24 protein-coding genes are annotated in these 21,008 nt (G+C 69.8%); 15 read left to right on the forward strand and 9 right to left on the reverse strand.

Translation table 11 applies throughout. The features are described from left to right. The first annotated feature begins 30 nt into the window (after positions 1-30). Together BIV23_RS10185 and BIV23_RS10190 are read left to right on the forward strand one after the other, a co-directional pair. Positions 31-1,071, forward strand: coding sequence for a GlxA family transcriptional regulator (locus BIV23_RS10185; RefSeq protein WP_079173062.1), 1,041 nt, complete (start codon positions 31-33; stop codon positions 1,069-1,071). Between the two features lie 31 nt (positions 1,072-1,102). Beyond that, complete coding sequence (locus BIV23_RS10190) at positions 1,103-1,597, forward strand: LURP-one-related/scramblase family protein (RefSeq protein ID WP_071380479.1); 495 nt, start codon at positions 1,103-1,105, stop codon at positions 1,595-1,597. Here BIV23_RS10190 and BIV23_RS10195 read toward each other — a convergent pair. Then, positions 1,594-2,436: a carbon-nitrogen family hydrolase gene (locus BIV23_RS10195; protein WP_071380480.1), complete on the reverse strand. Its 843-nt coding sequence runs from the start codon at positions 2,434-2,436 to the stop codon at positions 1,594-1,596. The two genes, BIV23_RS10190 and BIV23_RS10195, sit on opposite strands and share 4 nt — an antisense overlap. A gap of 219 nt (positions 2,437-2,655) precedes the next feature. Here BIV23_RS10195 and BIV23_RS10200 point away from each other — a divergent pair, with 219 nt between their 5' ends. Beyond that, complete coding sequence (locus tag BIV23_RS10200; protein WP_071380481.1) at positions 2,656-3,480, forward strand: maleylpyruvate isomerase family mycothiol-dependent enzyme; 825 nt, start codon at positions 2,656-2,658, stop codon at positions 3,478-3,480. A 139-nt stretch (positions 3,481-3,619) separates the two neighbouring features. Here BIV23_RS10200 and BIV23_RS10205 read toward each other — a convergent pair whose 3' ends face one another. Both BIV23_RS10205 and BIV23_RS10210 read right to left on the reverse strand, forming a co-directional pair. Further along, positions 3,620-4,930: an MFS transporter gene (locus BIV23_RS10205; protein WP_071380482.1), complete on the reverse strand. Its 1,311-nt coding sequence runs from the start codon at positions 4,928-4,930 to the stop codon at positions 3,620-3,622. Next, on the reverse strand, positions 4,927-5,598 hold the full coding sequence (locus tag BIV23_RS10210; RefSeq protein ID WP_071380689.1) for a GntR family transcriptional regulator: 672 nt from the start codon (positions 5,596-5,598) through the stop codon (positions 4,927-4,929). The genes BIV23_RS10205 and BIV23_RS10210 overlap by 4 nt, the downstream gene beginning before the upstream one ends. Positions 5,599-5,788: 190 nt before the next feature. Here BIV23_RS10210 and BIV23_RS10215 point away from each other — a divergent pair, with 190 nt between their 5' ends. From BIV23_RS10215 to BIV23_RS10225, 3 genes are all read left to right on the forward strand, one after another. Continuing rightward, positions 5,789-6,700: a D-alanyl-D-alanine carboxypeptidase family protein gene (locus tag BIV23_RS10215; protein WP_071380483.1), complete on the forward strand. Its 912-nt coding sequence runs from the start codon at positions 5,789-5,791 to the stop codon at positions 6,698-6,700. 126 nt (positions 6,701-6,826) lie between these two features. Beyond that, positions 6,827-7,174, forward strand: a complete 348-nt coding sequence (locus BIV23_RS10220) for a GntR family transcriptional regulator (RefSeq protein WP_071380484.1) — start codon at positions 6,827-6,829, stop codon at positions 7,172-7,174. 236 nt (positions 7,175-7,410) lie between these two features. After that, the gene (locus BIV23_RS10225) at positions 7,411-8,235 is read left to right on the forward strand and encodes a DUF1648 domain-containing protein (RefSeq protein ID WP_342746358.1); all 825 of its coding nucleotides are present in this window, start codon (positions 7,411-7,413) and stop codon (positions 8,233-8,235) included. A 37-nt stretch (positions 8,236-8,272) separates the two neighbouring features. Here BIV23_RS10225 and BIV23_RS45995 read toward each other — a convergent pair whose 3' ends face one another. The 3 genes from BIV23_RS45995 to BIV23_RS46000 are packed head-to-tail and all read right to left on the reverse strand — an operon-like array spanning position 8,273 to position 10,541. Then, positions 8,273-8,485: a hypothetical protein gene (locus BIV23_RS45995; protein ID WP_177239826.1), complete on the reverse strand. Its 213-nt coding sequence runs from the start codon at positions 8,483-8,485 to the stop codon at positions 8,273-8,275. A 58-nt stretch (positions 8,486-8,543) separates the two neighbouring features. Continuing rightward, positions 8,544-10,190 carry a murein biosynthesis integral membrane protein MurJ gene (murJ, locus tag BIV23_RS10230; RefSeq protein WP_071380485.1) on the reverse strand — a complete coding sequence of 549 codons (1,647 nt, stop codon included), beginning with the start codon at positions 10,188-10,190 and terminating at the stop codon, positions 8,544-8,546. Between the two features lie 24 nt (positions 10,191-10,214). After that, positions 10,215-10,541: a DUF397 domain-containing protein gene (locus BIV23_RS46000; RefSeq protein ID WP_342746359.1), complete on the reverse strand. Its 327-nt coding sequence runs from the start codon at positions 10,539-10,541 to the stop codon at positions 10,215-10,217. 93 nt (positions 10,542-10,634) lie between these two features. Between BIV23_RS46000 and BIV23_RS10240 the strand changes: the two genes are divergently transcribed. The 8 genes from BIV23_RS10240 (at position 10,635) to BIV23_RS10275 (ending at position 16,567) form a co-directional block, all read left to right on the forward strand. Next, positions 10,635-11,063, forward strand: coding sequence for a WXG100 family type VII secretion target (locus BIV23_RS10240; RefSeq protein ID WP_071380487.1), 429 nt, complete (start codon positions 10,635-10,637; stop codon positions 11,061-11,063). A gap of 70 nt (positions 11,064-11,133) precedes the next feature. Beyond that, on the forward strand, positions 11,134-11,451 hold the full coding sequence (locus BIV23_RS10245; RefSeq protein WP_071380488.1) for a WXG100 family type VII secretion target: 318 nt from the start codon (positions 11,134-11,136) through the stop codon (positions 11,449-11,451). Next, positions 11,451-13,199: an RNase A-like domain-containing protein gene (locus tag BIV23_RS10250; protein WP_071380489.1), complete on the forward strand. Its 1,749-nt coding sequence runs from the start codon at positions 11,451-11,453 to the stop codon at positions 13,197-13,199. Before BIV23_RS10245 ends, BIV23_RS10250 begins: the two co-directional genes overlap by 1 nt. Before the next feature lie 46 nt (positions 13,200-13,245). Continuing rightward, positions 13,246-13,845: a hypothetical protein gene (locus BIV23_RS10255; protein ID WP_071380490.1), complete on the forward strand. Its 600-nt coding sequence runs from the start codon at positions 13,246-13,248 to the stop codon at positions 13,843-13,845. Between the two features lie 108 nt (positions 13,846-13,953). After that, on the forward strand, positions 13,954-14,253 hold the full coding sequence (locus BIV23_RS10260) for an RNase A-like domain-containing protein (protein WP_071380691.1): 300 nt from the start codon (positions 13,954-13,956) through the stop codon (positions 14,251-14,253). A 22-nt stretch (positions 14,254-14,275) separates the two neighbouring features. After that, positions 14,276-14,965 (forward strand): contact-dependent growth inhibition system immunity protein, encoded by a 690-nt coding sequence (locus tag BIV23_RS10265; protein ID WP_071380491.1) that lies wholly within the window; start codon positions 14,276-14,278, stop codon positions 14,963-14,965. 61 nt (positions 14,966-15,026) lie between these two features. Beyond that, on the forward strand, positions 15,027-15,473 hold the full coding sequence (locus BIV23_RS10270) for a hypothetical protein (RefSeq protein WP_143079068.1): 447 nt from the start codon (positions 15,027-15,029) through the stop codon (positions 15,471-15,473). A 116-nt stretch (positions 15,474-15,589) separates the two neighbouring features. Further along, positions 15,590-16,567 carry a BRO-N domain-containing protein gene (locus BIV23_RS10275; protein WP_071380493.1) on the forward strand — a complete coding sequence of 326 codons (978 nt, stop codon included), beginning with the start codon at positions 15,590-15,592 and terminating at the stop codon, positions 16,565-16,567. A gap of 98 nt (positions 16,568-16,665) precedes the next feature. On the opposite strand, the gene BIV23_RS10280 is transcribed toward BIV23_RS10275, so the two are convergent. The 3 genes from BIV23_RS10280 to pdhA are packed head-to-tail and all read right to left on the reverse strand — an operon-like array spanning position 16,666 to position 20,288. After that, positions 16,666-18,057, reverse strand: a complete 1,392-nt coding sequence (locus tag BIV23_RS10280; protein WP_071380494.1) for a dihydrolipoamide acetyltransferase family protein — start codon at positions 18,055-18,057, stop codon at positions 16,666-16,668. 10 nt (positions 18,058-18,067) lie between these two features. Beyond that, positions 18,068-19,045, reverse strand: a complete 978-nt coding sequence (locus BIV23_RS10285) for an alpha-ketoacid dehydrogenase subunit beta (protein ID WP_071380495.1) — start codon at positions 19,043-19,045, stop codon at positions 18,068-18,070. 1 nt (position 19,046) lies between these two features. Next, on the reverse strand, positions 19,047-20,288 hold the full coding sequence (gene pdhA / locus BIV23_RS10290) for a pyruvate dehydrogenase (acetyl-transferring) E1 component subunit alpha (RefSeq protein WP_071380496.1): 1,242 nt from the start codon (positions 20,286-20,288) through the stop codon (positions 19,047-19,049). A gap of 343 nt (positions 20,289-20,631) precedes the next feature. Here pdhA and BIV23_RS50240 point away from each other — a divergent pair, with 343 nt between their 5' ends. Next, on the forward strand, positions 20,632-20,796 hold the full coding sequence (locus BIV23_RS50240; protein WP_177239828.1) for a hypothetical protein: 165 nt from the start codon (positions 20,632-20,634) through the stop codon (positions 20,794-20,796). The last annotated feature ends 212 nt before the right edge of the window (positions 20,797-21,008 follow it).

The following is a 21,008-nucleotide window of genomic DNA, read 5'->3' on the forward strand; positions in this document are numbered from 1 at the left end:
GGGGGTGCGTACGAGTGCTAGGAATCGCACATGCCGCAAGGATCCTCTCAGCCTTCTCCGCCGCACCCGCGCCGGACTCGTCGGACTGACCGGACTCACCGGACTCACCGGACTCACCGGGTCGCCGTGATCGTCGACGAGGGCACCAACCCCTTCGAAGTCGGCGTCGCCACCGAGCTGTTCGGGCTGCCCAGGCCGGAACTGGGCGGCCAGGGGGCGCTGTACGAGGTGACGCTGTGCGCGCCCGGCTCCGGGGTCCGGATGAACCACGGCTTCTTCACCCTGACCGGCGTGTCCGGCCTGGAGGCGGTGGACGAGGCCGACACCCTCGTCGTACCGGGCCGCCCCGACAACGTCGTACCGCGCGGTGCCGACGTCCTCGACGCCATCCGCCGCACGCACGCGCGTGGAGCACGGGTCATCAGCTTCTGCACCGGCAGCTTCGCCCTGGCCGAGGCGGGACTGCTCGACGGCCGGCGCGCCACCACGCACTGGATGTGGGCGGACGCCTTCCGGGAGCTGCATCCCGAGGTGCTGCTGGAGCCGGACGTGCTGTTCGTGGACGACGGCGACCTGCTCACGGCCGCCGGCAGCGCCGCCGCGCTCGACCTCGGGCTGCACGTCTGGCGCCGCGACCACGGCGCCGAACTCGCGAACGCCGTCTCCCGGCGCCTCGTCTTCGCCGCCCACCGGGACGGCGGTCAGCGGCAGTTCGTGGAGCGCCCGGTGCCCGACGTGCCGGACGAGTCGCTCGGCCCGCTGCTGGCCTGGGCGCAGGAACGGCTGGCCGAGCCGCTGACCGTGGCGGACCTCGCCACCCGCGCTGCCGTCAGCCCCGCCACGCTGCACCGCCGCTTCCGCGCGCAGCTCGGCACGACGCCGCTGGCCTGGCTCACCGGCGAGCGCGTCGCCCTGGCCTGCCGGCTGATCGAGCGGGGCGAGGAACGCCTGGACGCCGTCGCGGCCCGCAGCGGCCTCGGCACGGCGGCCAATCTGCGGGCCCGGCTGCGCCGGGAGACGGGGCTCAGCCCATCGGCGTACCGCAGGCGCTTCGGACCGGCGGCCCGGTGATGATCACGGCGGGGCGGGGAACGGTACGGGCATGAGATTCCTCGTACGCGACCGGCTCCTCGGCATCGGTGAAGACTATTGGATCGAGGACGAACACGGCCGGAAGGTGTTCCTCGTCGACGGCAAGGCGATGCGGCTGCGGGACACCTTCGAGCTGAAGGACGTCCACGGACACGTCCTGATCGACATCCACCAGAAGATGTTCGCCCTGCGCGACACGATGGTGATCGAGCGGGACGGCGAGGGCCTGGCCAGGATCCGCCGCAAACGCCTGTCCCTGCTGCGCAACCACTACCGGGTCGCCCTGGCCGACGGCACCGAACTGGACGTCAGCGGAAAGATCCTGGACCGCGAGTTCGCCGTCGAGTACGACGGTGAGCTGCTCGCGGTGGTCTCCCGCCGCTGGCTGCACCTGCGGGAGACCTACGGCGTCGACGTCGTCCGCGACGACGCGGACCCGGCCCTGCTGATCGCCGTGACGGTGTGCGTGATCCACCTCGCGGAGAAGGAGCGCGAGGAGGGCTAGGGGGACGAGGAGGACGAGGAGGCGTCGTGAGGCGGGCGCAGGCCGAGGACCCGGTCCTTCAGGGCGGGGAACTGCTCGCGGGTGCCGGCCACCTTCGCCGGGTCGAGGTCGACGGTGAGGATCTCCTCGTCCGGTCCCGCCTCGGCGAGGACCTCGCCCCACGGGTCCACCACGATCGAGTGACCGGCCTGGGGAACTCCCGCATGGGTCCCGGCCGTTCCACAGGCGAGCACGAACGCCTGGTTCTCCACCGCCCGCGCCTGAGCCAGCAGCGTCCAGTGCGCGCGCCGCCGCTCGGGCCACCCGGCCGGGAGGACGAGGATCTCGGCGCCGGCGTCGACCAGTCCGCGGAAGAGTTCGGGGAAACGGAGGTCGTAGCAGGTGGCCACGCCCAGCGTGGTCCCGGGCATCCGGACCGTCACCAGCTCCTGCCCCGCACCCATCAGCACGGCCTCGCCCTTGTCGAAGCCGAAGCGGTGGATCTTGCGGTAGGCGGCGGCCAGTTCACCGGAGGGGGAGAAGACGAGAGAGGTGTTGTAGAGGGGCCCGTCACCCGCGGCGGAACCGCTGCCGGGCGCGGCGCGCTCCGGGATCGACCCGGCGTGCAGCCACACGCCCGCGTCGCTCGCGGCCTTGGCCATCGCTTCGTACGTCGGCCCTTCGAGCGGCTCGGCCTCACGGTTGAACGCCTCGTAGGCGAAGGCGCCGGTGGTCCACAGCTCCGGAAGGACCACGAGATCGGCACCAGCCTGCTCCCGGACCAGCCCGGCCACCCGCTGCCGCCGGGAGTCGACCGATTCGTCCTCGTTCACGCCGATCTGGATCAGCGAGGCGCGCACACTACCACCGTCCTGGGATTCGAGACGTCCACACAGGCCTACGATCGTCACACGAAAGCACTGCCGAGGTGACTGATTGCAGCGTAACTTGGGGGTCCCCCCGATTCGAGCGCAGCCGAGAATTGGGGGAGGTCCAGACACCCACCGCCGTGCCGCCGCCGCCCGCTGGCAACGCCGCCACCACCTGCCCGTGTACCGACCGCCGAGGGGTCCCGTTCCGTGAGTTTGCATCCCACCCTCCAGCCCTACGCCGACGCCTGGACACACTCCGTCGAAGCGATATCGGGGATGCTGCAGCCGCTCGTCGAGGGCGAGTGGAACCGGCGGACTCCCTGCCCCGGCTGGTCGGTCCGGGACGTCGTGTCGCACGTCATCGGCCTGGACTGCGAGATGCTCGGCGATCCGCGCCCCATCCACTCCCTGCCGAGCGACCTCTTCCACGTCAGGACCGAGCACCAGCGCTACATGGAGATGCAGGTCGACAGCCGCCGTCATCACACGGCGCCGGAGATGACGGCCGAGCTGGAGTACACGATCATCCGGCGCAACCGCCAGCACCGCAACGAGTCCCGCGACCCCGGCACCACGGTGCGCGGCCCGCTCGGCAAGGACGTCACCCTGGAGCAGGCCTATCGCACCCGGGCGTTCGACGTGTGGGTGCACGAGCAGGACCTGCGCACGGCCCTCGGCCTGCCGGGCAACCTCGACTCGCCGGGTGCGCACGTGGTCCGCGACGTCCTTCTGGAAGCACTCCCCAGGGTCGTCGCGAAGGACGCGAACGCGCCGCGCAGCTCGGCGATCGTCTTCGACGTGCACGGCCCGGTGGAGTTCCTGCGCACGATCCGCGTCGACATCCAGGGCCGGGGCACCCTGGAGACAGCCCCGGCCCTCGGCCCCGCCGCCGCGCTCACGCTCGACTGGGAGACCTTCGTCCGCCTGGCCTGCGGCCGCGTCACCCCGGAGGCGGTGACGGACCGGGTGAAGACCGAGGGCGACCCGGACCTGACGGCGGCGATCCTGCGCAACTTCACGGTGACGCCGTAGGCGTGTCGTGGCGGGCAGCCGTCGAGGGTGAGCGCCGCAGCGGGTTGCCGCAGCCTGTTGTCACAGCGGGCCGTCACAACAGGCTGTCCGGCCTCTCGGTCCACGGGGGAGGCGTGATGCGCGGGCGGGAGAGCCCCGGCTACGCCGCGGGCACGTGCACCGTCTCCACCCGGCTGGCGACCAGCCGCTCGCGCTCACGCCGGGCCGCCCGCCCCCGAAGCCGCAGGATCTGGCTGACGCCCAGTGCCTGCAGCACGAACACCGACGAGAACGCGACGTCGTAGTCGTCACCCGTGGCGTCCAGCAGCACCCCGATCGCGAACAGCGTCGTCATCGAGGCGATGAACCCGCCCATGTTGGTGATCCCGGACGCCGTCCCCTGCCGCTCGGGCGGATTGGCCGGCCGCGCGAAGTCGAAGCCGAGCATCGACGCCGGCCCGCACGCCCCGAGCACCGTGCACAGCACCACCAGCAGCCACATCGGCGCCCGCTCCCCCGGGTACAGGATCGCCGCCGCCCACATCAGCGCCGTGGCTCCGACCGTCCCGAGGGCCAGCGGCAGCCGTGCCGCGTGGTGCCGGGCGACGATCTGGCCGTAGACGAGCCCGATCACCATGTTGGACAGCACGACCAGCGTGAGCAGTTCGCCGGCCGTGGCCCGGCTCAGCCCCTGCGCCTCGACCAGGAACGGCAGGCCCCACAGCAGCAGGAACACCATCGCCGGGAACTGGGTGGTGAAGTGCACCCACAGCCCCAGCCGGGTCCCCGGCTCCCGCCAGGACGCCAGGATCTGCTGCCGCACGTAGGCCGCGCCCCGGTGCGGGGACGGCTCCGGCTCGTACCCCTCGGGGTGGTCCTTCAGGAACAGCAGCGTCAGCACCAGCACCACGGCACCGGCGAGCGCGCTGCCCGCGAACGCCGGGGTCCAGCCGATGCTGTGCAACAGCCGGGCGAGGACCAGGGTGGAGACCAGGTTGCCCGCCATGCCGACGAGCCCGGCGAGCTGTGCGATCAGCGGACCGCGCCGGGCCGGGAACCACCGGGTGCCGAGGCGCAGCACGCTGATGAAGGTCATCGCGTCGCCGCAGCCCAGCAGGGCCCGGGAGGCGAGCGCGGTGCCGTACGACGGCGAGAAGGCGAAGCCGAGCTGCCCGGCCGTGAACAGCACCGCGCCGATGCTCAGCACCTTCTTCGTGCCGAGCCGGTCGACGAGCAGGCCGACGGGTATCTGCATGCCGGCGTAGACCAGCAGTTGAAGTATGGAGAACGTGGACAGCGCGGAGGCGTTCACATGGAAACGGTCTGCGGCGTCCAGACCCGCGACACCCAGGGACGTACGGAAGATGACGGCGACGAAGTAGACGGCGACGCCTATGGACCATACGGCGGCGGCACGGCGGCCGCCCGGCGGGTCACCCGGGAGGGTGACCTTGCTCGTCGTGGCGCTCATCGCACCTCACCCCGCGCGAGGTGCTCGAACCAGGACACGTGCCGGTGCACGACCCCGACGGCCGCCTGCGCGTCCCCGGCGCGCAGCGCTTCCAGGATCTCCTCGTGCTCGGCCAGGGTCTTGGCGATCCGGTCCGGGTGCGAGTGCATGACGGCGACGCCCATCCGCAGCTGGCGGTCGCGCAGTTGGTCGTAGAGCCGGGAGAGGATCTCGTTGCCGCCGCTGCGCACGATCTCGGCGTGGAAGGTGCGGTCGGTCAGCGCGGCACCGGCCAGATCGCCGGCGGCGGCCTGCGCCTTCTGCTGCTCCAGCAGCTCGGCCAGCCGCTCCAGCAGCGCGGGCGGCGCGGGTACGGCCTTGCGCGCGGCGTGCTCCTCGACCAGTTGCCGGGTCTCCACCACATCGGCGATCTCCTGCGCGGAGACGGGCAGCACGAGGGCGCCCTTCTTCGGGTAGAGCCGGATCAGGCCCTCGACCTCCAGCCGCAGCAGCGCCTCGCGCACAGGGGTGCGCGAGACCCCGACGGCGTCGGCCAGCTCGCCCTCGGTGAGCAGCGTCCCGCCCTCGTAACGGCGGTCGAGGACACCTTGTTTGACGTGGGTGTAGACGCGGTCGGCGGCGGGTGGCTGCTTGATCGGGGACGCTGGCTGCTGGACGGCCGTTTTCATGCCCACAGGATAGATACAACACGTACGCATGCGGCGCCGACGTCCACGATCCGGACGTGACCGAAATCCCCGGGCAGCAACCGCGCAACCTTGTGTGCTACTTACGTGTCACACGTGTGCGGCCCTCTGCTCTCGCCACCTCAACTCGGCCGCACTCCAGGGGCATTCAAGACAATCGGGGTACTTCACTTTGATTACCGGCATTCACGGCACCCGCAGGACCCGTATCCGCAGAGGCGCCGCCGTCGCCGTCACCTCCGGCGCGCTGCTCGCGACCGGTGCCCTCACCGCGGTGCCCGCGCAGGCCGTCACGGCGCCCTCGATCGTGGCCGCCGGCGGCTACGTGATGAACAGCGCCAACGGTGCGTCGCTCTACACCAAGGCCGCGGACACCAAGCGGTCGACCGGATCCACCACCAAGATCATGACCGCCAAGGTCGTGCTCGCCCAGTCGAACCTCAACCTCGACAAGAAGGTGACGATCCAGAAGGCGTACAGCGACTACGTCGTCAAGAACAACGCCTCCCAGGCCCACCTGATCGTCGGCGACAAGGTCACCGTCCGCCAGCTGCTGTACGGCCTGATGCTGCCGTCCGGCTGCGACGCCGCCTACGCGCTCGCCGACACCTACGGCTCCGGCTCCACGCGCGACGCGCGCGTGAGGAACTTCATCGGCAAGATGAACACCGCCGCCAAGAGCCTGGGCCTGAAGAACACGAGCTTCGACTCGTTCGACGGCATCGGCAACGGCAACAACTTCTCGACGCCGCGCGACCTGACGAAGATCGCCAGCAGCGCGATGAAGAACGCCACGTTCCGCGCGATCGTGAAGACGAAGGCCTACACCGCGAAGACCGTCACCAAGACGGGCAGCACCCGCACGATGGCCACGTGGACCAACACCAACGGGCTCCTCAGCAGCTACAGCGGCACCATCGGCGTGAAGACCGGCTCCGGCCCGGAGGCCAAGTACTGCCTGGTCTTCGCCGCGACCCGGAACGGCAGGACGGTCATCGGCACCGTCCTCGCCTCCACGTCCATCCCGCAGCGCGAGTCGGACGCCAAGAAGCTCCTCTCCTACGGCTTCGCCAGGCTCGGCTGACGCCTGACCGGACAGACATCCACGGGCCCGTCGCGAACAGCGGCGGGCCCGTTGCCGTTCCCGGGCGCCACCCGGGGGATTCCGGGCCCGCGAGATGGAATGAATGGTGCTAGTGTCATTGGCACCATGCTGCTGCGTCTGGACAAGACCGACACCCGCCCCCTGCACGAGCAGGTCGCGGCGGCGATCCGGCGGGCCGTCGCCGAGGGCGAGTGCCGCGCCGGCGACCGGCTGCCCTCCGCCCGCGATCTCTCCGAGGCCCTGGACATCAACGTCAACACGGTCCTGCGGGGCCTGCGCGAACTGCGGGACGAGGGCCTGCTGGAGTTCCGCCGGGGCCGCGGGATCACCGTGGCCGAGGGGGCCGCCCGGCGGTCCGGACTACAGCTCAGGGTGCGGGAACTGGTCGCGGAAGCCTCCCGGCTCGGCTACAACCGCACCGACCTCATCGACATGATCCGGGGGATCTCATGACGGACGGGGAAGACAGGAAGGGCGGAAGCGGTCCGGCCGCGCACGATGACGGACGCGCTGGACGTGATGGACACGATGGGCACGGTGCACGCGGTGGACGGGTCGCGCGCTGGGGAACCGCGGCGTGCGTCGCGGCCGTCGCCGCACTGCTCGCGGGCCTGCCCTGGGCCGTCCGCGGTCGGCTCCCCGGCCGCCTGGCCACCCACTGGAGCGGCCCCGGCGCCCCCGACGGATCGATGCCGCTGTGGGCAGCCGCGGTGTTCCCGGCCGGGGTCTGGCTGCTGACCGGCCTCGCAGTGTCCCTCAGCCGGCTTCGTGCACGGGCGGGCGCCCGCCCGTGGCGGGGGATTGTGCTGGCGCCCACGGGAACCGCCCTCGTCGGCGCGCAGGCGGCCGTCGTCCGGGCCAACCTCGGCCGCACGGACTGGCACGAGGCCCGCCAGCCGGCCTGGGCCGTCGTGCTGATCCTGGCCCTGACGGGGGCCGCCCTGGCCGTCGCCTGGCGGATCGCCGTCAACGTCGCCTCCACCACACCCGCCACCGCACCACCCGAGCTGGACCTGCCCGAGGACGAGCGGCTGGCGTGGTTCTCCCACACGGCCAACCCCTGGCTCCAGTCGCTGTCCGCCGTCACATGTCTGGTCGCCGCCGGCACACTGGTGGCCCTCGGCATCGGTCTGGCGCGTCCCGCCACGCTGTGGTTCGTGTTCGCGGTCTGCGGCGTCATCGCCCTGGCCTGCGGCGTCTTCTCCTCGGTCCGCGCGAAGGTGTCGGAAGCGGGCCTGGAGGTGGCGTTCGGCCCCCTCGGCTGGCCCGTCCGCCGCTGGTCCCCCGCCGCCATCGAGTCCGCCCGCGCCGAGCAGCGCCGCCCGTCCGAGGTCGGCGGCTGGGGCTACCGCCTCAGCGGCCTGGGCACGACGGTCATGCTGCGCGCCGGCGACTGTCTCGTCGTACGCCCCCGGGGCCGCCGTAGCGACTTCGCGGTCAGCGTGGACGACGCGGAGCGCGGAGCGGCCCTGCTGAACTCCCTGCGCCGACGGGGCCGAGCCGGCATCGACTGAGCCCGCATCGGCCGAGGCGGTGTCAGCCGAAGCGGTGTCAGCGCAGACGTCGGCCCTCCTTCGCCGGGAGCTGGTCGTAGGTCTTGACGGTGTACACGGCGTCGTAGGTCATCAGGTTCCCGCGGCCGCCAGGCAGGCCGAGCCGGTGGTTGAGGGGGCCGGTGAGGCGGCGCAGTCTTCGGCGGCCGGGGCGGTGAACGTGTCGTCGTACGCCGAGAACGTGATCACGGGCGGGTCCTGGGAGAGCCACGTGGAGGGGCCGGAGCGCACAGAACACCTGCCTGCAGCGCCTGTTGAGAGGGACGAGGTCAGCGGAATCCCGGCAGCCGCCGCAGTTCGCCGACCTTCAGCACGCGCGCCAGCAGAAGGAAGACGAGCGCGAGGGCGAGCGTGCCGGCCAGGGTCACCAGGACCGCCCCCGCCGTGCCGTCCCCGAGCACGCCGGCGCAGCCCCGCGCCGTCGCCCAGCCCGCCGCCGCGCCCCCGGCGCCGGCGCACAGCAGCTTGGTGTACGTGCCGCGCAGGGTGCCGTCGTCGAGCCGGCCGCCGGTGCGGCGGGCCAGCAGGCGGGCGGTGAGGACGAGGCCGACGAGGTAGGAGACGGCGTAGGCGCCGGCCATGCCGGTGACCGCCCAGCGCGCGGGCAGCAGCAGATGGCAGGCGGTGGCCAGCGCGATGTTCACCATCTGGGTCCACACGGCCATGAAGAACGGCGTACGCGTGTCCTCGAAGGCGTAGAAGCCGCGCAGCAGGAGGTACTGCGCCGAGAACGGGATCAGACCGAGCCCGAAGGCCTGGAGCATATGGCCGAGGGGACGGGTCGAGGCGGCGTCGGCGGCACCGTGCGCGAACAGGAGAGCGGCGATGTCCGGGCCGAGCGCGGTGAACAGGTAGGCGGCCGGGACGATCACCACGCCGCTGACCCGCAGCGCACGGGACAGATCGCCACGCAGATCGGCGATCCGTCCCTCGGCCGCCGCCCTGCTCATCCGCGGCAGCAGGGCCGTGACGAGCGAGACGGTGACGATGGACTGGGGCAGCATCCAGATGGTCTGCGCGTAGCTGTACGCGGTGTAGCCGACGCCCGCGTCCGGCAGCTGGGTGTCGGCGGAGTTCGCGTAGTTGGTGACGACGGTGAGCCCCACCAGGTTCGTCAGCACGAACAGCAGCGTCCACTTGGCCGCGTGGACCCCCGAACCGAGCCCCGCGCCCCGCCAGTCGAACCGGGCCCGGAAACGGAAACCGGCGGCGCGGGCGAAGGGGACGAGGGCGAGGGCCTGTACGGCGATCCCGAGGGTCGTACCGACACCGAGCCAGCGGACCTGCGCGTCGGTGACCTCGGCGACGGTACGGGGGACGGTCATCATCCCTAGGTAGAGGCCGAACATCGTCACGAGCACGACGTTGTTGAGAACGGGCGTCCACATCATCGCGCCGAACTTCTCGCGCGCGTTGAGGACTTGACCGTAGATGGCGAAGAGGCCGTAGAAGAAGATCTGCGGCAGCAGGAAGCGCGCGAAGACGACGGTGAGCCGGAACGCCGCGTGCTCCTTGGGTGTGTCCCTCATATAGAGGGACGCGATCTCCGGCGCCGCCCATACGGCGAGCACGGTCCCGACGGCCAGCACACTGACGACGAGGGTCACCAGCCGCTGCTCGTACGCCCGCCCGCCGTCGGCGTGCGCCGCCCGTGCCCGCACCAGCTGCGGCACCAGTACGGCGTTGAGCGCACCGCCGATCAGCAGGGTGTAGAGGCTGGTGGGCACGGTGTTGGCCGTGTTGTACGTGGTGGCGAGCAGCCCGGTACCGAGGGCGGCGCCCTGCAGCACCTGCCGGATCAGCCCGGTCGCCCGGGAGACGACGGTGCCGCCGGCCATCAGCACGGACGAGCGCGCGACCCCGGCTCCCGCTTGGGGCCTCGCATGCCGAGCGGCGGTCTTCTCCCCCGTGACCATGGCGTGAATATACGGCAGTTGGTGTCAACGCCCCCGAGCGAGGTGCGCGGCGAACGCCTTCCAGGCGGCTCGGCCGACGGCGACCACTGCGCCCGCCGGGTCCCTGGAGTCCCGGAGGGCGATGGTGTGGGGGATGTTGCGGGCGGCTCCGACGCACTCCCCGCGCGGGCGCCGGCACCCGCAGTACGTGCCCGAGATCGCCGTCCGGCATCCGCAGCCGCTCGTACGTCTCGCGCCGCTCCTCGGCCAGGACCGCCCCGAACCCGGCGATCCGCTCCGCACGGCGTCGCACGGCGTGCCGTTCTGTCGTTCCGTCACATGTACGTAGCCACTTGATGCGTTCTTGGACACCGTCGGTAAAAAGCCTGGTTCCGGTGTCAGTCGTCCTCCGTAGGATGACTACGACATCAGTGAAGCAGCCAATGTCCGGGGGAGGCATACGGCATGGTTCGAGGTGCAGGACCAGAGCACGGCGGAAGAGCCGGCCTCCACGTTTCGTCCAAGGACCTGACCAGGCTCGCGGAAGACCTCGCCGGCATGCAGGACCATCTCGACAAACAGGTCCGACGCATGGACGAGCTCGTCGACCGGATCGAGGCGGGCTGGCGCGGACCGGCGGCCACCACGTACAGGCAGTTCCACCGAGCAGCCGCCAAGGACGCCGTGCGCATCCGTGAGGTGATGAAGCAGTTGGAGGAGGCTGTACGGCTCAGCCGGGACGGATTCTCCGAAACGGATCTGGGCGTGCTCGAGCGCATGCGCGGCATCCATGTCGACATCGACAGCGAGGTCGACAAGCTCTCCACCCCGAACACGGAGCAGCAACCGGCCGGCAGCCCGGCGCAACCACGCAGCAGTCTCGACTCGTACTGACACGAGCAGGCACGTGACGTACCTGCGGTACCGGCATCCGCAGGAAGAAGCAGAAGTACCAGGGGGTGACATGTCGACCGGATCCGATCCTGCCGACGACCACATAGCGGTGTCCTTCGGCACGCTGCAGGAACTCGCCATCGAGCTGGAGGACATCCTCAAAAAGCTCAACGGCAGACTCGACGACCTCTACGACCGTGTCGAACCCGTCGTCCTGTCCTGGAAGGGCGAGGCCCGCGAGATCTTCGTCCAGAAACTGGACGAATGGGACCGCTCCGCCCAGGATCTCCAGGCGGACCAGAAGTGGCTTCACGGGTACGTCACCACCGGCCACGCCAACTACACGGCCGCCCACAAGGCGGTCCTGCGCGGCTGGGGGGCGGCCTGATGGGAACCCGCCCGAGCGATGCCGAGCGCCGGCAGGAACGGGACCAGCTCAAAACGACGGCACCCGGCTCCGGCGGCGGCTTCGATCTGAAGCCGCCGCACCTGTACTACACCTCGGCCGTGGTGCGCGACGGGCAGTTCGACTACGACAAGGGCGCGACGACGCTGGTGAACGCCCTCAACCAGTACAGTCAGTCGGCGGGCACGGGATCGGGGCCCGACGCCTTCGCCAAGGCCTATATGCAGATCGCCGAGAAGTTCGTCGAGGTCTGGGCGGCCAGCGTGGTGAGCGTCGGCGGCGTCGCTGTCGGCCTGACCCTGACGGCCAACAACTACCAGGCGGCGGACTGGGCTTCGCGAGGCATGTACGGTCCCCCGCCCCGCCGCACACCGCCCGTCGTCATCGACAAAGCGCCCGACTACGGGCGGATCAACGACATCAAGTGGTCCGGCACCGGCCAGGACGCCGACTCATGGGCGATTTCCGGAGCCCTTGGCCACATCCCCGACTTCCTCGCGGGCGTCATCCGGCCGGCCATCGAGTACGGTCTCAATCTGGGCAAGACGCATGAAATCACTCCCGGCGCCCGTGAAGACGACCTCAAAGGCATGTCCAGCGCGTGGCAGGAGGCCGGGAAGACCGCGCTGAAAGCGGGGGACAACTTCACGTCCGCCATCGAGTACATGACCGATCCCCACGGGAACAACGAGTGGCAGAGCGCGATGAAGGCCTTCTGCCAGTCGATCTGGGGCACCACCGCCTGGGGCAGAACCCGGGACGCGCAGGGGCACATCGCGCAGCAGGGCGGCCGCAGCTGGAAAACCTCGGGCACCGTCGCCCCTGCGCAGCGCCGACCGATCCTGGAGGTTCTCCAGCACACGGCGGAAACCATGCACACGACCTGTTCCGACTTGGTCCAGGTCGCGCAGACGTGCCGGCAGACCACCAGCCAGCTCGCCGAGAAGGCCGCCAAGGGGATGGTGGAGGAGCTGACCAGCGGGAACCCGCTGGAGATCCTCGAACTCGCAGGCCCTCAGATGTTCGCGAAGCTGGTCTGGACCTTCCGGAGTCACATGGACCGAGAAGCAGCGGACAAAGCTGTCGAAATCTACCAACAGAAATTCCACGAAGCCGCTGCCACACTGCTCGCTCTGGAATGGGAGCTGGACGAAGCGCTGAGAAGCGCGCCGACTTTCATCGCCGAGGAAGCCAGGGCGGAGGCCTTCGGCGGCCGTTCACTGAACGACTTCAAGAAAGAACACAAGATCCTGAACGGGGAAAACCCATTCCCCTACAAATACACGATCGACCTGGCCATGGAGGAGGATCTCGAGGGCGGCCACACCATTGACAAACACGTGGGAAAGACCGATGCTCAGCTCCTGCAGCGCTTGCGTGATCAAGCCAAGGGAAACGGGGAGCCAAAGATTCCGGCAGCATCCAGCTTCCCGGACCTGGATACTGCCCAGAATTACACGTTGGACTGCATTCGGCAGCGAACCACCGAGATCGACCAGTGGTTGGCCACCGGCGACCCGCCCACACCGCCGACCAAGGTCTTCACAGTGCCATCGGTGGGCGCCGCCGCCAACGACCCGCTGGCCGTCCCTCCGGTGACCGGGCGCACCTCACGGGTGGTCAACGGTCAGGCAACCCCAGTGACCAATGCTTACGGCGTCGCCACCCGCCTCAAATATGATGGCTCCCTCCGTCCGCCATTCGTCGTGGTCACATCCATGCCTGAATAACCCCGAGACTTTGCCGCGCAGAGCGATCCCGCCAGAAGGAGCCGCCATGTCGTCCCCGGATGCCGAGGCCTGGGCCGAGGCCCTCGCCATGTACGAGGAGCGGTACTCGTATGTCCTGGTGGGACCCCGCGCGCACGGGAACTGGGTACGGGACGTCGCGGCTCTGATGCGCCGAGAGGTGGCAGATCCCCGGTCATGGAAATGGGTCGACGTCGACGAAGGCGAGGAGGAGCGCCTGGACGACCCCGTCTTCCCCTTCGTCCTGCCGCCTGCAGAGGAGGGGCCTGAAGAGGAATGGCGGGACAGACTGCTGACGGTCCCCCGGGTATCGGTAAAAAGGCTGCTCGTCATGCTGGCCACGACATGGCTGAATGTCCCCCGAGAAATCATCTACAATGACTTTGAGAGACGACGGCCGGAACTTGAGCGAAAGGCCGGGGTAATCCTCTCACGCTTCCCCGAGGAGACAGTCTTCTACACCAATTCCGGAGTTCCGGGCAGCGACAACCAGAGTCGATCGGACGTTCCGGATTTCTACGGAGCGATCACCGGCTGCGCCCCCGTTTCGCAGTACGACTGGGACCTCGGCCTTGTCGCGGTGTCCAGCGCAGAAGTGGGCCTCTTCTGGTCCTTCGACGCAACGTAGAGCCGTTGCCGACCACTCAAAGACCTTCGACCCTTCCGGACGGACTCCGTGAAAAACGCCGGTAACGCCGACGAGAACGCCGCACTGCCGCACGAGACACCCGCCCCGGTGCCCACCCGGTCCGCCACCTACCCCGACCGTGAGACCGCCCAATGGGCCACCCAACAGGTCGTCACCGCAAACGAGCAGCTCATCCACCGCTGGCTCGCCCGGTCAACACGCCCCCGCCTGGCCATCGAGGCCTCCTGGCCGTCCCGGTCCGAGCCGGTCGGCCGGGTGCTGTTGCAGGCGATGATGCTGGCGGGCCGGGACCCGGTCGACGTACGCGCGGCCAGGGTGATCCTCAAGCGGGACACGACGCGCCCCCACGGATTCGCCGTCCACGCCACGTTCCCGATCTACCTGTAGCGACCTGGAGAGGCAGACGACCGTGCCCCTGAGCCCTCTCGAACACGACCGCCGTTACGGCGAACTCGACCACGTCATGCGCGCCTACCTCGGGCAGCCTGCGGACGACACCCCCGACAAGCCCGGTCAGGCACTGGCCGCCTACCTTCGCCACACGTGGCACAGCCGACCGTGGGCCCTCGCCACCGCCGAGCGGCAACTGCGCGACTACGCCGACAACCCTCCCGGACGGCTCCGGCTGCGCCTCGGCGAGTACTACGCCATCCCCGATGTCGGCCTGGCCGACGGAGACGTCCGGCAGTGGTTGTACTGCCTCGCCGATCACATCGAGCACAGCATCGAGAGCGGCGAGGTGCCGCCCCCGGCCACCCCCGCCACCCACTGGGAATGGCACGCGCGCTTTCCCGAACTCGGCCAGTTCCTCGGCGGCTGGTTCTCGCAGGACATGCCGGACGAGTTCGACGGTCATGATGCGGCGGTCGACGACTACCGCGACTCAGCGGACCCCCAGCTCGTCGCCCGCCTCGTCGGGGAACTCCACGAGCTGCTCGCCCTGGATCTGGACGAGTCCGACTACGCCCTCGCCGTCGCCGAACTGGGCATGGAAGTCGACGCACCCGCGCCGTACTCGCCGAGCGGCTGGCTGGCACTGGTCGCCGAGCGGCTTGCCACGCCGCGTGCCGACTACGGCCCGACCGCCCCGCAGATGTGAAGTACGGTGTGAACGCGATGAGTTGTCACCGCTGATGAAACGGCTGGCGCACGACGGACGTGTGTACGTGCGCTCAGGGCAGCTCCCGTCGACGGCCGGAGGCGTCGAGGGGATCCGGGCCGCCGTCGCCTCCGAAGTCCACGTCCTTCTGCGGCGGTTGTGGAAGGACTGGGAGCGATACGCCTCCGGCCCGGAGGGCCCGTCATCCGCTCAGCAGGTGGAGGAGGCACTGGAGACCCCCGCCGCACACCAGGCTGCGGAACTCATGGGCCGGTTCGCCGCCGAGTGCCTGATGTGGCCCGGTGCCACATTCATGGAACGCGCCGAAGCGGACGCCGTCGTCCGCCGTGTGGTGGAGCTTCTCGGGCCCGACGCCCGCTGGTGGTCCACCTATGACTCGGAGGCCGAGGGCGTCTGCACCGGCATCTCCGCCTGCACCTTCGACGGCCTCGTCACCGGCACCGACGGCCGGCACTTCATCGTGCTGATCCAGGTCGGCGAAGACTGACTCCGGGGTCCGCAGTCGCGCGTTCCTGGCGGGCTTCACCCTCAATCGTGAACTTCCCGCTTGCAGTTGGCATATTCGATTTGCTCCGCTCTACGTTCCCCGCGGAGGTGGTTCACATGATCGAACCCAGCAAGCGGCCCGACTCGTCCCGCCGGCATGAGGCGATCGACGTCAGCGACTTCGTGTACGCGGCGACGGGCGCCCGCGTCAGGCGGCTGACGATGCCGGACGGGAGTCATTGGTTTCCGGCGGTGGATGTGTGCACGGAACTCGGATACACCACGCCCAAGAAGGCACTCCTCGATCACGTACCGGAGGAGCATCGAGAAAATCTCGAGACCGTGACTGGAAGTCACGGTCTCGGCATTCCCGCAGGTAGAGAGTGGCGTCGAGACCTGAACGTCATCTCTCTGCAGGGTCTCATCCTCCTCGTCCAGGCCTGCACGAAAGCCGCCTGTGCCCCCTTCAAGCAATGGGCCGCCGAGGTGATCGAGACCGTCCAGCGAGAGGGGTCCTACACCCTGGAGGAGGCCGAGGTGCAGCCCGCCGACCCCGGTGCTCCCATCGCCTACGCCATGCCGGAGCAGGTGGCCGAGGCCATCGTCCGGCTGGAGGCGCACAACCTTCGGGTGGACGAGGATCTCGCGACCGCACAGCGCGAATCACTGGCTGTGCAACGGGAGTTGCTCGTCACGCAACAGGCCACGCTCGCCACGCAGCAGGCCGCCCTCACCGCCCAGGAGGCCATGGCGACAGCGATGCAGCGCATCGCCGACCGCCTCGACATCCTGGCCCTCGGCCGTCCCGCACCGCCGTCCGACACCTCCGCGGCTGCGCCCACGACGGAGTCCGTCCTCGCGGAATGGCGACAGCGGCTGTCCGTGACGGAGGACGTGTGGACCGTGGCCGTCGTCATCGCCCCCGTCCTCGTCGACAAGGGCGAACTGCGCGAGCCACTCGAATCCATTGCCGCCCGCACGGGACTCTCGGTGCGGCGTGTCAATGAATGTCTACGACTGCTGCGGCGGCACGCCTGCATCCGTTCCCGGGGCGGGGCCGAGGACGGGGCACCGGTGTACGTGTTGAACCGGTGAGCGACTGGGCACGGGAGGCGGTCGCACATCGTAGGTGCGGCCGCCTTCCCGTGGCTACGAGGCCACCCGCTCAGGGCTTCAAAGGCCCTCGAAGCCCCTCACGCCCAGCTGATCAGCCTCTTCGGCTGCTCCAGGATCGCCGCCACGTCAGCCAGCACCTTGGAGCCCAGCTCGCCGTCCACCAGTCGGTGGTCGAAGCTCAGCGCCAGCGTGGTGACCTGGCGGGGCTTGACCTTGCCCTTGTGGACCCACGGCTGCAGCTTGATCGCGCCGATCGCGAGGATCGCCGATTCACCGGGGTTGAGGATCGGCGTGCCGGTGTCGACGCCGAAGACGCCGACGTTCGTGATGGTGATCGTGCCGCCCTGCATCGCCGCCGGGGACGTCCTGCCCTCGCGGGCCGTCGCCACCAGCTCGCCGAGGGCCCCGGCCAGCTGCGGGAGCGTCTTGTCGTGCGCGTCCTTGATGTTCGGCACGATCAGGCCGCGCGGGGTGGCCGCGGCGATGCCCAGGTTGACGTAGTGCTTCTGCACGATCTCCTGGGCGGCCTCGTCCCAGGACGCGTTGATGTCCGGGTTGCGCTTGATCGCGACCAGCAGCGCCTTGGCGATCAGCAGCAGCGGGTTGACCCGCAGGCCCTGGAACTCCTTGTCCTGCTTCAGCTCCTCGACCAGCTTCATCGTGCGGGTCACGTCCACCGTCACGAACTCCGTGACATGCGGCGCGGTGAAGGCCGAGCCGACCATCGCCGTGGCCGTCGCCTTGCGGACACCCTTGACGGGGATGCGGGTCTCGCGCGCGGTGTCGTACGACGCCACGGGCGCCGGCGCCGGCGTCACGGGTGCGGCGGCGACCGGGGCAGCCGTCGGTGCGGCCGCCGCGGGCGTGGCCGCCGCGTGGACGTCCTCGCGGGTGATGACACCGTCGGGGCCGGACGGGGTGACCGTGTCCAGGTCGACGCCGAGGTCCTTGGCCAGCTTGCGCACCGGCGGCTTGGCCAGCGGGCGGGGCTTGTCCACGGCCGGGGCGGCGTGGCCGTTCAGCTCCGCCTGGATCGCCTGGGCCGGTACCGGGACCGTGGCCTCGGAGCCCTTGCGGGGGCGGCGCTTGGTGGAGGACGTCGCCACGCCGTAGCCGACCAGGACCGGCTGGCGGCCCTCCGGCTTCGGGTCCTCCGCCGGGGCCTCGGCCGGCACCACGGGCTCCGCCTGCGCCGGGGCCGGCGCGCCGCCCGCCACGTCCACCGCGATGATGGCCGTGCCCACGTCGACCGTGGTGCCCTCGGGGAAGTGCAGTTCGCGGACCACGCCGTCGTAGGGGATGGGCAGTTCGACGGCCGCCTTGGCGGTCTCGACCTCGCACACCACCTGGCCGTCGGTGACCGTGTCGCCCGGCTGGACGTACCACTTGAGGATCTCGGCCTCGGTGAGTCCCTCGCCGACGTCCGGCATCTTGAACTCGCGTACGGACGCTTCCGTCATCGTCGTCACGACCCTCTCCTCAGTACGCCAGCGAGCGGTCGACGGCGTCGAGCACGCGGTCCAGGTCCGGCAGGTACTCCTCCTCCAGGCGGGCCGGCGGGTACGGGGCGTGGTAGCCGCCGACCCGGAGCACCGGGGCCTCCAGGTGGTAGAAGCAGCGCTCGGTGATCCGGGCGGCGATCTCCGCACCGGAACCGAAGAACACCGGCGCCTCGTGGACGACGACCAGGCGCCGGGTCTTCTCGACGGACGTCTGGATCGCGTCGAAGTCCAGCGGGGAGACCGAGCGCAGGTCCAGGACCTCCAGGGACTTGCCCTCCTCGGCCGCCGCGTTCGCGACCTCCTGGCACAGCTTCACCATCGGGCCGTACGCCGCCAGGGTCAGGTCGGTGCCCTCGCGGACGACCTGCGCCTTGTGCAGCGGCGCCGGGATCGCGTCGACGTCCACCTCGGCCTTGTCCCAGTAACGGCGCTTGGGCTCGAAGTAGATCACCGGGTCGTCGCTCTGGATGGCCTGCTGCATCATCCAGTACGCGTCCGACGCGTTGGAGGGGCTGACGATCTTCAGGCCCGCCACGTGCGCGAAGAGCGCCTCGGGGGACTCGGAGTGGTGCTCGACCGCGCCGATGCCGCCGCCGTAGGGGATGCGGACGACGACCGGCATCTTGACCTTGCCCAGCGAGCGCGCGTGCATCTTCGCGAGCTGGGTGACGATCTGGTCGTAGGCCGGGAAGACGAAGCCGTCGAACTGGATCTCCACCACCGGGCGGTAGCCGCGCAGGGCCAGGCCGATCGCGGTGCCCACGATGCCGGACTCCGCCAGCGGGGTGTCGATGACCCGGCTCTCGCCGAAGTCCTTCTGCAGGCCGTCCGTCACCCGGAACACGCCGCCGAGCTTGCCGACGTCCTCGCCCATGACCAGGACCTTGGGGTCGGTGTCCAGGGCCCGGCGCAGCGACTCGTTGATGGCCTTGGCCATCGCCATCTTCTCGGCCATGTCAGTGACCCCCTTCAGACGCGTCCGCGAACGACGCCTGGTAGGCGGCGAACTGGGCGCGCTCCTCGTCGACGAGCGCGTGCCCGTCCGCGTACACGTTCTCGAAGATGGCGAAATGATCCGGGTCGGGCATGGCACGGACCACTTCGCGCACTCGTTTGCCCAACGCCTCGGACTCGGTCTCGAGTTCCGCGAAGAATCCGTCGTCCGTGTGGTTTGACGCCTCCAGGTACCGGCGAAGGCGCAGGATCGGGTCCTTCGCCTCCCAGGCGGCGCGCTCGTCGTCGGCCCGGTAGCGGGTGGGGTCGTCGGAGGTGGTGTGGGCGCCCATGCGGTAGGTGAACGCCTCGACCAGGGTGGGGCCCTCGCCCCTGCGGGCGCGCTCCAGCGCCCACTTCGTCACCGCGAGACAGGCCAGCACGTCGTTGCCGTCGACGCGGACGCCGGGGAAGCCGTAGCCCTGTGCGCGCTGGTAGAGCGGCACCCGGGTCTGCTTCTCGGTCGGCTCGGAGATCGCCCACTGGTTGTTCTGGCAGAAGAACACGACCGGGGCGTTGTAGACCGCGGAGAACGTGAACGACTCGGCCACGTCGCCCTGGCTGGAGGCGCCGTCGCCGAAGTAGGCGATCACCGCGCTGTCCGCGCCGTCCTTGGCGATGCCCATCGCGTAGCCGGTGGCGTGCAGCGTCTGGGAGCCGATGACGATCGTGTAGAGGTGGAAGTTGTTGCTGTTCGGGTCCCAGCCGCCGTTGTTCACGCCGCGGAACATGCCGAGCAGGTTGGTCGGGTCGACCCCGCGGCACCAGGCGACTCCGTGCTCGCGGTAGGTCGGGAAGACGTAGTCGTCCTCGCGCGTGGCCCGCCCGGAGCCGATCTGGGCGGCCTCCTGGCCCAGCAGGGAGGCCCACAGGCCCAGCTCGCCCTGGCGCTGGAGGGCGGTGGCCTCGGCGTCGAAGCGGCGGGTGAGCACCATGTCGCGGTACAGGCCGCGCAGGTCTTCGGGGGTGATGCCGGCGACGTAGGCGTCGTACTCGGCGTTCTTGACGCGCTTGCCCTCGGGCGTGAGGAGCTGGACGAGCTCGGGCTCGGCGCTCTTCTTCGCGGCGGTGCGGGTGGTGCGCTTGGTACCGGTGGCTCCGGACGCGGTGCCGGACCTGCCGGACCTCGCTCCGGTACCGGTCTTGCCGGCCTTGTCTGCGGCGCTGCGTCGCGGCTGGCGCGCGGCACTGCTGTCCACGGTCACGTGTGCTCCTCCGTCGTTCCGGCCCCCGGGGTTGCCGGTAGGCCAGTGCGGCTCACCTGTTTCGACCACCGGGCACGGGGTGGGTGCCACTCGGCCGGGAACAGGCGTGACAGGTGCCCCGGCGAGCGCCCTGCAACCAACACGTTACCCAGTGCCTCACATTTCTGTGAAACCCCATCTGACCTGCGTCTTTGATTGGATTTCCAAGTAAATTCGAGGGAGCTGGAAGCATGCTGGTCACAGCCTCGCGAACGGCCGGAGCAAGCGCACGTTATCCCGCGCACCCAGGTCACGGGAAGAGTCTGCGTGTGAGACGGGCCGCATACGCGAAGGCGTAAAAATCATGGCATTTCCCCGCGACGACCACGAGTCCGCCCGCCGGGACGGCCACGAAATGCCCTTCGGCGAGCCCGGCACCGCGGCGGTCGGCGGGGCCGGCTCAGCGGCGGACACGCGGGTGCGCGTTCCGGCCACCGGGAGATCCGTCGCGGGGTTCACCCGGGCGTGAGCGAGCGTTTGCGTCCCACCGCCAAGACGATCAAGAATTACGTTTCGAGTCCGCTTTCCGCACTCGGTGCCAGCGCCGTTCCCCGAGCTGCCGCTTATGCCGTCCGCACGCAGGCGGAAAAGAGCGGAAGCAACGGAAATCTCTGATAAAGCCTGGCGCCTGACCGAAAGCGATCATCGTCGACTGCTTGTGACAACCCCCAGCTCACGGGG

This window comes from Streptomyces monashensis (assembly GCF_001866665.1).
In the GTDB taxonomy this organism is placed as follows: domain Bacteria; phylum Actinomycetota; class Actinomycetes; order Streptomycetales; family Streptomycetaceae; genus Streptomyces; species Streptomyces monashensis.